This window comes from Burkholderia sp. HI4860 (genome assembly GCF_002223045.2).
In the GTDB taxonomy this organism is placed as follows: Bacteria; Pseudomonadota; Gammaproteobacteria; order Burkholderiales; family Burkholderiaceae; genus Burkholderia.
Genome location: NZ_NKFO02000001.1, coordinates 2,946,226 through 2,959,437, shown reverse-complemented (window position 1 = coordinate 2,959,437; position 13,212 = coordinate 2,946,226). Strand labels below are relative to the sequence as shown.

The window sequence follows — 13,212 nt, the reverse complement described above, 5'->3', positions numbered from 1 at the left end:
TACGGACCTTTCACGAGCGGCCCGAATGGTCCGTAACACCCGCCACGCCGCTGCCATCGGGCCTTCGTATGTTCTTGGGATTCCAGTGGCCGGGTTCGATCCCGGTTGCAACGACCGAGCGCGAAAACGGATCGGCGCCGCTTTCGCCGCGACCGTCGTCCAGCGCAATTTCATAGGATTCGGGGTGAAGAATGGCAGCACGCGCACGCACGGCACGACAACCTGACGCGACGGGCTCGCGTCCGGTCCTGAAATCGGAACTGCGGCCGCTGGTGCGGGCCGTGGCCTTGATGCTGCTGGCGGGCGCGTCCGCGCACGTGCAGGCGGCCGGCATCATGAACCTCGGGGCGGCGGCCGCGCGTGCGTCGGGCGGTGGTGCCGGCGGTGCCGGCGGCGCGCCGGGCATGCCGAATCTGGGCGTGTCGGCGCAGCAGGCGCTGCAGGCGAGCCAGCCTTCGATCCGCAACCTCGGGTATGCCGCGCATGCGATCGCCGCGCAGATCGCCGCGCAGCAGAACGCGGCCGCGGCGGCGGCGAAGTTGCCGTCGACCGTGCCGAACGGGCTCGCGCCGGGCGGGCTGCAGGTGGCGGCCGGCGCGTCGAGCGATACGAACAATCCGGTGCTGTGGTTCAACGCGAACGCGCCGACGCAGAACGTCGACGGCAGCGGCCACGTGAACGTCGACGTCAAGCAGACCGGGCAGAACGCGGTGCTGACGTGGGAAACGATGAACGTCGGCCGGCAGACGACGCTGAATTTCGACCAGTCGGGCGGCACGCAGACGAACGGCGCGAACAACTGGGCCGTGCTGAACCGGGTCAACGATCCGAGCGGCAGGCCGAGCCAGATTCTCGGCAATATCACCGCGCAGGGCGCCGTGTACGTGATCAACCGCAACGGCGTGCTGTTCGGCGCCGGGTCGCAGGTCAACGTGCATTCGCTGGTTGCTTCGTCGCTGAACCTGCTCGACATGAAGAACCAGCTCGTACCGACGCCTGCGGGGATTGTCGCGAGCAACCAGCAGTTCTTGAGCTTGCCGGCAGGGACGACAGGCGGGCTGGCTTATCCGCAGTCGGGGAGTTCGAGTGGGGTGGCGGGGTCGGGGGGCAGGCCGAATGAAGTGCTGGGGCTGGGTAATCAGGTGACGCTGTCTGGGGCATACCAGGCACCGGGCGACGTGACCATCGAGCAGGGCGCGTCGATCACGACGCACACCAACGGTACGGCGAGCGACGGCGGTTTCGTGCTGGTCGCCGCGCCGAACGTGACGAACGCGGGCAGCATTACGGCGACGTCGGGGCAGGTCGTGCTGGCAGCGGGCGTGGGGGTGAGCCTGCGGCCGAACGGAGCCGGAACGTCGGGCAATCCGCAAATCCTGCTGCCGGAACTGAGCGGGCAGATCGTGACGGTCGATTCGGCTACCGGAGCATCGATCGACGTCACGCCGGCCGGCACGCTGACCAATACCGGTATCGTGCAGGCGGCGCGCGGCAACGTGAACCTGCTCGGCAGCCGCGTCGCGCAGAACGGCGTGGTGGGCGTGACGACGAGCGTGAACACGCCAGGCATGATCACGATTTCGACGGCGGACGAATATGCGTCGAACAATCCGCTGGGCAATCCCTATACCGGCTCGACGCCGGTCACGGGCGGCGCCGGCGGCGCCGACAACGTCAATCGCGCTGGTCTGCTGAGCTTCGGGCCGGGATCGGTGACGACCGTGCTGCCCGACAACAACGGCCAGACCGCGACGTCGACGCCCGGCACGACCTTCACGCCGGGCGGCATCGCGATGACGGCCGGTTCCGTCTGGTTCCAGGGCGGCTCGCTGATCGAGGCGCCGGGCTCGAACGTGTCGGTGACGGCCTATGCGCCGTCGGTCGTGACGAACAAGGTGCAGGGCCAGACGGCGGTGCCCGGCCGGATCTACGTGGACGACGGCGCGACGATCGACGTATCGGGGCTGGCGGACGTGCAGGTGCCGATCGCGCAGACGCTCGTGACGGTCGACCGGATCGGCCAGAACGAACTGGCCGATTCGCCGCTGCTGCGCAACAGCTTCCTGTTCGGGCTGAAAGGTGTCGTCGTCGACAGCACGCTGACGGGCACGCGCAGCGATGGCGTGCAGTGGGTCGGCAGCCCGATCCTGAACCTGTCCGGCTACGTGAACCTGATTCCGCGTACCGTCGATCAACTGCTGACCAACGGCGGCACGATCACGCTGTCCGGCAACGAGGTGATGACCGCGGCAGGTTCGTCGATGAACCTGAACGGCGGGTATGTGCATTACAACGGCGGGATGGTCAACACGACGCGGCTCGTCGACGCCAACGGTGCGATCGTGCCGATCGGGCAGGCGAGTCCTTACGACAATTATGTCGGCATCGCCGGGCAGTTCATCGAAAGCCATCCGCGCTGGGGTGTGACGAAGTCCTGGTACAACCCGCTGCTGACGAGCGGCACCTACCAGTCCGACACCATCGTCGGCGGCAATGCGGGCACGCTCGACCTGTTCGCGTCGCAGGCGCTGGTGCTCGACGGTGACATCAGCGCGCAGGCGTTCGGCGGCGCGAAGCAGATGCAGGGCAACAGCCTGCCGTCCGGTGGGACGTTCAACCTGGGAGCCGATCCGAAGCTGGCCGGCGGCGCGCTGGCGGGGATGACGTGGAACAGCGTCGCCAACACGACGCTTACGATCAACGGCACCTCGGGCTTCGTGACCCTGCAGGACAATGCGCCGCAACTCGGCGCGTTGATACCGGGCTTCTCGATCGACACACCGATCGACAAGACGGCATCCCAGTCGCTGGCCGCGAACGACCCGAGCAACCTGCTGACGACGCAGGTCGTGCCCGTTACGAAGCTGAACAACGGCGGTTTCGCGAACCTGAACGTGACCGGGGACAAGTACCTGGGCAAGGGCATCTTGGTTGCGCAGGGCACGCAACTGAACGTGCAGCCGGGGGGCTCGATTTCGCTGAACAGTACGGTGACCGGTGCCGACGTCAATGTTGCGGGGCGGCTGTCCGCGCCGTCCGGTTCGGTTTCGATCGCGAGCGGCGGCAACGTGACCGTCGGGCCGCAGGGCGCGATCAGTGCGGCCGGCCAGTGGGTGAACAACGACGTGCAGGCTGCACCGGGCACGACGCCCGGCAACAGCCAGTTCATCAACGGCGGCAGCATTTCGCTGTCGGCGAGGGAGGGTGCGACGTTCGTGAACGGCACCGCCGTGGACGCGACAGGATCGATCGTGTTGCAACCGGGCAGCGTGCTCGACGTGTCGGGCGGCGGCGAAATGCTCGCGAACGGCCAGTTGCTGATGCAGAACGGCGTGCCGGCCGGGCGCGGCGGCAACGTTGCGTTGCAGACTTACGCCGCGCCGTCCGCGACGCAGCAGTTCGGTCATACGCGCGACAGCGGTTCGCCGCTGCCCGCCACGCAACCGACCGCGGGCACGATCGCGATGGGCGGCACAATCCTGAGCGATGGTTTTTCGGGGGGCGGCACGCTGACGCTGGAGGCGCTCGGCTTCCGGATCGGCGGAGACCGGACGGCGGCGTCGCCATGGGATGTGTATCTGCCCGAGAACTTCTTTGCGCGGCAGGGCTTTGGCAAGTACGTGCTGAACGCGTACTACGATTCGACGATTGCACCGGGCGCAGCGGTCGCGCTGACCCAGTTGAACCGCATTCCGGGTGTGCCGGCCCTCCAGCAGGCAGGTTCGGAGACGAATCTGTCTGCTGGCGGCGTGACGACGATCGGTCAACTCGACGCGTATCACCGGCAACCGACGAGTCTCGTGTTGACGGGCGGGAATTACGGGGTGTGGCAAAACGGGCCCGACGGCCCGCCGCCGTCGTATCCGGGCGTGACCGGCGCGGTCACGCTGTCGTCCGGCGCATCGATCAACGCCGATGCGGGGGCGAGCGTTGTGCTCGCGTCGCCGAAGCAGGTCACGGTGCTCGGTTCGGTCGTCGCGCCGGGCGGGTCGATCATGCTCAGTGCCGATACCGGGACCACGAACGTCCAGCAGGGACAGCTGTCCGTCTTCACGCCGAGCAACAGCCGGTCGGTCTGGCTCGGTTCCGACGCGACGCTCGACGTATCCGGGGTCGCGCTTGCCAATCCGCTCGCGGCGCCGGTCAGGATCGGTGGAAAGACTGTCGTGCCGAATACCGGCAAGGTGCTGCCGGGCGGCTCGGTGACGCTGTCGAGCGATTCGGGCTACGTGGTCGCGCAAGCGGGTTCGACGATCGACGTGTCGGGTGCGTCGGCCAACTTCGATCGTTTGCAGGCGAACGGCACGTATGCGTCACAACCCGTGTGGAGCGACGCCGGTTCGATCACGCTGTCGGCCGCGTATGGACTTTTTGCGGACGGGACGCTGGCCGGCTACGGCGGCGCGCCGCAGGCGCGCGGCGGCACGCTGACGATCCTGCCGCATCAGAATAACGGATCGGCCGGCGCGACCGCGCTCGTCGTACGATCGAGCGGGATGCTGGTTCCGGTCGGCCTTGCGCCCGGCCAGGATTTTTCGACGGCGATCGACCCGACCACCGGGCAACCGATCGGCCAGCCGACCGGCGTGATCCAGTTCGCCACGGATCGCCTGAACGATTCTGGAATCGCGAATCTCGTGCTCGGCGACAGCACGCCGTCCCCGATTCCTGTATCGGTACCACCGATCGTGTTTGCCGGTGACGTGAACCTGGCGTTGCCCGAGTCGGTGACGCTGAACACCGGACGCATCGCGGCGATCGGCATGGACCAGCTTTCGACATTGCTGTCGACACCGGCCCTGCCTGCAGGCGGCAATTCAGTGCTCACGAACCTGCTCGCCCAACCGCCGGCTCACCCGCTTGGTACGACGGTGACCATTGACGCGCCTTATGTCGCCCTGGCCGGCCCGGTACTGACTTCGTCGTCTCCGGCGTTCACGCCGGTCGCGACGCTGTCCGATGCGACGCTGAACGTGAACGCATCGTTCCTCGATCTGCGCAATCAGATCCAGCTCAACAATATCGGTCAGGCGACCCTTGCAAGCAGTGGCGATATCCGGCTCAGTTCGACCAGCGCGGTGCAGAGCGGTCCCGCCGCGCTGGCTCCCGGCATGCTGTACACGCCCGGTAACGTGACGTTCAACGCGGCGGACGTGTATCCGGCGACCGGCAGCACGTTCATCGTCGATGCGGTCGGCCCGGTCGATTCGACCACCGGCAACCCCGCGCCGACCACCGTCACGTTTGGCACGACCGGTGTGTCCGGCACGCCGCTGTCGGCCGGCGGCACGCTGCTCGTCGACGCGACGAATATCGTGCAGGGCGGCACCGTGCGCGCACCGTCGGGCACGCTCGTGTTCGGCGTCGGCGATCCGACGAACAGCGCGACGCAGAAGCAGTTCGGCAACCTGCCGCTCGTGGCGACCGATTCGGTGACGTTTGCGAACGGCAGCGTGACGTCGGTTTCGAACGGCGGCTCGATCATTCCGTACGGCACCACGGTCGACGGCGTCGAATGGCAGTTCAATCCGCTGGCGGGCACGACAACGCCCGACTTGAGCGCGCCGCCGGCCAAGTACATCGGCGTGAACGGCACCAGCGTCGCGCTCGGCAAGGGCGCGACGATCGACCTGTCGGGTGGCGGCGACCTGCAGGCGGCCGAATGGGTGCCCGGCACGGGAGGCACGCGCGACGTGCTGTCGCAATACAACGTGAGCTATGCGAGCGGCAAGGGCGCGACGGCGGTGCCGGTCAATGCCGGCGCCGGAAATGTCTATGCAATCGTCCCCGGCTCGCAATCGCCGGTTGCCGCCTACGATCCGCTGTTCGCGCAGACGGTGCAGCCGGACGTCGCGGGCAACGGGACGCCGACGACGAAGAATACGACGCTGGGCGTCGGCCAGGCCGGGTTGAACGACGCGATCGGCAAGGCTGTGTACCTGTCCGGCGTGCCGGGACTCGCGCCCGGCTATTACACGCTGCTGCCGGGCAAGTATGCGACGCTGCCGGGTGCGTACCGCGTGACCGTGTCGGCGACGACGGGCAACGTCGTGCCGGGCGCGTCGCAGGTGCTGCCGGACGGCACCGTCGTGACGGGCGGATACTTCGCCGATGCGGTGACGGGTGGCCGCAGCGCGACGCCGACGCTTTTCGACGTGCAGTCGGGCGCGACGTGGCAGCAGTATTCGCAGTACACGCTGAAGGGCGCGAACGACTTCTTCACCGCGCAGGCCGCGAAGCAGGGCAACGTGACCCCGCCGCTGCCGGTGGATGGCGGCCAGCTCGTGCTTGCCGCGACGAGAGCGCTGACGCTCGGCGCGACGCTGAACGCGGCGGCCGGCCCGGGCGGCGCGCCGGCGGAGGTCGACATTGCGTCGCAGGACATCCAGATCACCGGCAACGGCAGCGCCGCATTGCCCGGCTATCTGCAGATCGGCGGCGATGCGCTCGATTCGCTGAATGCCGGCAGCCTGCTGATCGGCGGTACACGTGCGGCGACGACCAATGGCGTGACGATCACGCCGATCGCGAACAGCGTGGTGGTGTCGAACGATGGCAACTCGTCGCTGAAGGGGCCCGAGATCCTGCTCGTGACGAAAACCGACGCGAGCGGCACGGATCCGAGCGCGGCGAACGGTTTGCGCGTGGATGCGGGCGCGTCGATCGCGGCGGCGGGCGACTACCCGGCGGCGAAGGACCAGCCGATCACGATCGCCGGCGACGGCGCGCTGCTGCGCGTGTCGAACGGCGCGATGGCGCCGCTCACGCGCACGGGCGGCACCGGCACCGGGCTTCTGACGGTCGGCGCAGGCGCGACGCTGTCGGGCGGTCAGGCGTTGATGCTCGATTCGTCGGGCAACCTGAAGGTCGATCCGAGCGCGGTGCTGTCGGGCAAAGCGATTACCGCGGACGGCTCGGCGATCACGTTCACGAATGCGAGCGGTGCGGCCGCCGCAAACCTGCCGGGCTTCGTGATCGATCCGGCCGGGCTCGCGCAGCTTGCCAACGCGGATCTCGTTTCGCTGCGCAGCTATGGTGCAATGGGTTTCGTCGGCGACGTGAATGCGACGTTCGGCAAGAGCGTGGACCTGAGCGCCGGCACGTTCACGAGCGACGGCGGCCACGTCACGTTGAACGGACAGCAGATCGCGTTCACGAACGAGACGGGTGCGCCCAACGGTGCGGGCTCAGCAGGGGGAGGCGCGCTGACGGTCAACGGGAAGGAGATCGACTTCGGCGCAGGCACGAAGACGCTGAGCGGGTTCTCGTCGGTGAACATGACCGCGAGCAGCGGCATCGTGGGGCAAGGCACGGGGACGTTCGATTTCGGGGCGCTGCCGGTGACGCTCAACGCGCCCGTGTATCTGGCCGATACGCGTTCCGCGTCGACCGTGAAGACGACCGGCGCGCTGACGTTGAACGGCGCGGCGGGCACCGCGTTGACGAATACGCCGGTCGGTGGCGCATGGAAATTCGTCGGCGGTACGCTTGCCGACAACGGTGCGACGATCGCGGCGCCCGCCGGCAACGTGAGCCTCGAGGCGACCACCGGCAACCTGACGATCGGCGGCGGTTCGACGGTCAGTTCGGCGGGCGTGTCGAAGCAGTTCTTCGACGTGACGCAGTACGCGCCGGCCGGTTCGATCATCCTGACCGCCGATGCAGGGATGGTCGACGTGCAGCCGGGGGCGACGCTCGATTTCTCTGGCGCGAAAGGCGGCGGCGCGGCCGGCAGCCTGACGCTGTCGGCGCCGAAGCAGGTCGTGAATCTCAACGGCACGATCAAGGGCGGCGCGACGAACGGCTATGCTGGCGGCTCGCTGTCGCTCGACACGGGCAGCGCCGCCGACCTCGATTCGCTCGCGAAGACGCTCGCATCGAGCGGCGTGAACCAGTCGATCGACATTCATACGCGGTCGGGCAACCTGACGCTGTCGGCCGGCAATGCGCTGACCGCGCGCTCGGTGTCGCTGACGGCCGACGGCGGCGCGGGCAATGCGTCGGACACGGCGAACGGTAACGTGAACGTGCTGGGCACGATCGACGCGTCGGGCAAGGCGGGCGGACAGATCGACCTGTACGGCCGCAGCGGCGTCGATGTCGAGGGCACGCTGCTCGCACGCGGCTCCGACCCGACGCAGCGCGGTGGCAAGGTGAACATCGGCACGAGCGCGGTGTTCGATCCGACCGTCGCGAACCCGTACAACGCGACCTATGGCTACGAGAACATCGATCCGTCGCGTTCGGGGCTGATCCGCGTCGGTGCGAATGCGCTGATCGATGTATCGGGCGGAACGGCCGGCGGGTTGTCGGGCGGCACGGTGAATTTCCGCGCGCCGCTGCTCGCGGATGGCAGCGTCGATGTCCAGTTGCCGAACTCGTTCAATGACGGCAAGGGCATCGTCGGTTCCCGCGCGACGACGCTCGAGGCGTATGCGACATGGAGCACGACCGACGCGACGTCGGGTGCGCAGCACTTCGACGGCATCGTCGATCCGGCAGGCTGGTATGACAGCAGCGGGCATTTGCTGGCCGGCACCTTCACCGCGCAAGGCGCCAATCCGCCGACTTTCTCGTTCACGCCGGACGCGAACGGCGACGGCGGCGGCACGCTGACGAACAATGCGACTGGCGCGCAGGTGACGTTGACCGGCAGCCAGGCAGATTTGGCGTCGTTGTACACGGGGATCTCGTCGATCGGCTTCCCGGGGATGGACAGTGCGTACTTCGTACCGACGACCGCGAACGCGGACCATCAGAATTTCTACGGTGGACAGATCGTCAAGGCGAGCGACGGCACACTGTCGATGACGCCCGGCACGCTGATGGGATTCATTCAGAGCGGGCTCGGAGCGAATGGGCCGGCATTGCAAGGGTCGACGGCGGGCATCGCGAATTTCCGCGTCGCGCCGGGGATCGAATTCGACAATCCGAGCACGGCGATCAACGGCGGCAATATCTCGATCCTGTCGAACTGGAATCTCGGCGCGGGGCTGCCGAACAACCACGGAACGATCGATCCTTCGTATCGCTACAACGGGACGGTCGCGCCGATGCTGACGTTCCGGGCGACAAACAATTTCGATGCGGAAGCGAGCATTACCGACGGGTTCTTCCAGAACCAGGTGGCGACGATCCTGGGGGCGACGGGGAATGCCGGCGCGACGGGAACGTATGCCGCAGCGCTGGCGTTGTACAACAGCCTGGCTTCGCTGGACGATCCGGCATCGATTACCGTGCAATTGACTGATGGTTCGACTCAGTCTTTGTCCTCATTCGGCAGCAACCCCGGTAATGCGCTATATGATCCGAATATGGCGCTGAGCGCGCCGCTTGCGAAGCAGACTGCAGATTATTACTCTGATTACCTTGGTTATGCGAATGCGTGGGGTGGTTATTACGATCTCTGGGCTAATGGTAACTTTAATGGAAATTATTCGCTCCATGTGATGCCGTATGCCCCACTCTTGACGCCGGCGCCGGTACCTTCAAGTTATGCGTCGTATCAGGATTACTCGAGCGCGTACTCGAAGTGGTTGATTGGATACAATCGCTCAACCATCACTGGAGTGGTCAAGGATGGTGTGGTTTTGTTTGAAAAATTTGGCACGCCTACTCCTCCTGTTTTGTCATCAAATCCTGCGGATTACAGTGCTTATATTTCTTCATACAGCTCCGTGTATTTTGGAAAAATTGGTTCCATCAAATCGCTGCCTTCTGTTCTGGTGCATCCTAATAATGCGTTTAGTTTCTTATATGCTCCGACCACGCCATTGCCTATTCCGGATACGGGGATTGCCAATATCGGAGACTTGCCGGGTAACGTGCCGGCAAATGTTGCGACCTCCAACAATCCGTTGCCCGTCAGTTTTGCTGCACTCCTTGGAGGGCAAAGCTCGTCGTTCCGTGTGGTCGGCGGAGCCGATCTGACGAGCGCCAATCCGCTAGCCGTGCAGCCTGCCGCTGCATTCGATGCCGGCAGCACGTCTTCGGGCAACGTAACGCTGAACCAGCATACGGCCTACGTCGATTCGAAGGGACTGACGCTGCTTCAGCCGACAACCATTCGCACCGGTACCGGGTCGATCGACATTTCCGCAGGCAATGATTTCACGCTGGCGGATACGACCGCACCGGGGGTGGTATATACGGCGGGCGGGTCTGCGCAGGGGGCGCCTCCGTTGGGTCTTGCTTCTGCTGTCGTGAGTGGCAGCCCAGGCCAGCAAGACATTCTGGTTACGCCGACTGTGAACCCTGATTCGGCCGGCGACATCTCGATACGTGTGCAAGGCGATATCAACGGCATCCAGAACGTGACCGATGCGACAGGTGTGGTAACCGGCGGAGCCGGGAACAGCATCAGCCAGTATTGGTGGCAATGGATGCAGATCACTCCGGGGGCAACCGCGAGTGACAGTACCATCGTCGCCCCGTTGACTCGATCATCGATCGACTTCGGCGCATTCGACCAAGGCGTGATGAGCGTTGGCGGCAACGTATCGATCAGCGCAGGTGGCAATATCTCAGACTTGGCCGTGTCGCTGCCTACCACGTGGTACCTGAACGGAAGTGGCAAGCCTGTTACTGTCGGCGGCGGAAATCTGACGGTGCAAGCAGGGGGCGATATTCTGAGCGGCGACTACTTCGTCGCGAAGGGGACGGGAACGATATCGGCTGGAGGCAGTATCGGATCGGATATCACTACCGCGTCCCAGATGGTTGGGTGGACGCCGATGGCAGTGTCGACAGTGCTTGCGACGCAGGACGGGATATTCAATGTCGCTGCGCGCCAGGGGGTGGATATCGGCGCCGTACTGAATCCCTCTTATTCGACCAGCTATACGCAGAGCGGCGGCCAATCGACAACTGTCGTCAATTTCTACGGTTACGGCCAGTATCCTGACAGCCAGGGCTATTCCCCGACTTCCGCAGTCAATGCGTTCTCCACAACCGGTGATGTCCGGCTTGGCACGCTTGGCGGCATGTGGACGGGCGCGAACGGCGTGTTGCCAGCCAGCATGAATCTGACCGCATTCAGCGGGGCGATCGATATCCAATCCGGCGGGATTCTTTATCCGTCGGCAGTTGGCCAGTTGAATCTGGTCGCTGACCAGTCGGTGTACCTGTCCAATATAGCGTCCCAGCGGACCAGCTTCGCATTGCCTAATACGTTCGGTTTGTCCGACGCCGATCCTTCGCAGATGCCCTCGCCAACGAGCCCGCAAGCGCGAATCAGTATTCCAGCGTTGACGGATGTGACGCTTGCAGCGCATGCGATTGGCGCCCTTCACGGCGATGATCCGCTGCCTGCGCGGATCTACAGTCTGAACGGAAGCATCGTCAATGGTGGGATAGATACATCGGCTATTGGCGACGGTTTCTACCAGAATCTCGTCACGGTTTCGATCGACAAGCCCGCGCTACTGCAGGCTGGACAGGACATCGTCAACCTCGCGTACTGGGGGCAGAACCTGCGCAGTTCCGATGTGACGCGCATCGTGGCGGGGCGGGACATTTACGACACGCCGATTTCGACGACTGCGGGTGCGGTACCGGTACTGGAGATTGGAGGGCCGGGCTCGTTCGATGTGCAGGCGGGACGCAACATCGGCCCGCTGACGAGTCAGGTCGAGTTGTACAACAGGAAGGCGAACACGGGCGGGATCGCGCACCTGTTCACGGGTATCGATGCAGTCGGCAACGCGAACAACCCGAACTTGCCGCACGAAAGCGCGAACATCAACGTGCTGTTCGGCGTCGGGCCGGGTGACGATCTGCCGGGATTCGTTTCTACCTATATCGCTCCAGGCAGCTCCGCTGCCGGCGTGCCTAGTGCGACGCCTGCATTGATCGCGTTCATGGAGCAGTACGACGCCGGGCTAGGCGTCGATACGGGATTGCAGGCGGACAAGGACGCTGCGCTGGCGAAGGTCGGCCGGTTGACGGCCGATGACGCGTGGAAGCAGTTCCAGGCGTTGCCGCCGTACGTACAGCAGTTCTTCGCGGAGAAGGTGCTGTTCGGCGTGCTGGCGCAAGTCGGTGCGGACTTCAACGACCCGACGAGTCGGTACAACGGGCAGTATTCGCGAGGCTACCAGGCGATCAACACGCTGTTCCCGGCTTCGTTCGGCTATACGGCGAACAATCTGAGTGGTGGCTCAAACGGGGCGAACAAGCCCGCGAGCACGGGCAACCTCGATATCCGCAGCACGACGATCCAGACGCAGCAAGGCGGCGACGTGACGATCCTCGGGCCGGGCGGGCAGGCGCTCGTCGGCAGTACGACGGCGCCGCCGCAGATCGTCGGCAGTGACGGGAACGTCGTTGCTGGCCCCGGCACGATGGGGATCCTGACGCTCGAGAAGGGTAACGTCGACATCTTCACGGACCAGAGCGTGCTGCTCGCACAGAGCCGGATCTTCACCGAACAGGGCGGCGACATGACGATCTGGAGTTCGAACGGCGACATCAACGCAGGTAAGGGCGCGAAGACGTCGGCGGACACCCCGGCGCCGCAATACATCTGCGATGCGAACCACTACTGCACGGTCGATTCGCGCGGGCAGGTAACGGGGGCGGGGATCGCGACGCTGCAGAGCATCCCGGGCGCCCCGAAGGGCACGGTCAACCTGATCGCGCCACGAGGTACCGTCGATGCCGGTGATGCGGGCATACGCGCAGGCAACCTCAACGTCGCCGCGTTGCGTGTCGTGAACGCGGACAACATCCAGGTGACCGGCAAGGCGACCGGTATCCCGCTTGTTCAGGCGGTGAATACGGGCGCGCTGACTGCCGCGAGTTCGGCGGCATCGGCGGCGAGCCAGGTCGCGCAGGACATCGCGAAGAACAATGCATCGGGCGTTGCTCCGCGCCGCTGGACGATCAGCGTGCAGGTCGAGGGCTTCGGGGACAACGGTACGGATGGCGGGTCGAAGCGGCGCAGGTCGGAGCAGGTTGGTTACGATTCGTCGAACTCGGTTTCGCTGTTGGGGTTCGGAGCGGCCGGGTCGACTCAGCGGACAATGCTCAGCAAGGAGGAACTTGGGAAACTGAATCGCTTCTGATCCGGATGTATCGGTATCGATAGAACAGGGCGAGAAGAGCGTGTCCCGCCTCGCGTGGTCGAGGCGGGTTCAACGGAAGGCATCAGATCGGTGATGTCGCGGATCAACGTCCGGTGTACAGCGAGCAAACCTCTGCGTTGCCGATGTC

The 13,212-nt window shown here is 65.2% G+C and carries 1 protein-coding gene; it reads left to right on the top strand.

The features are described from left to right. The first annotated feature begins 191 nt into the window (after positions 1–191). Entirely contained in the window at positions 192–13,064 is a 12,873-nt protein-coding gene (locus CFB34_RS13145) for a filamentous haemagglutinin family protein (protein WP_089442115.1), read from the top strand. The last annotated feature ends 148 nt before the right edge of the window (positions 13,065–13,212 follow it).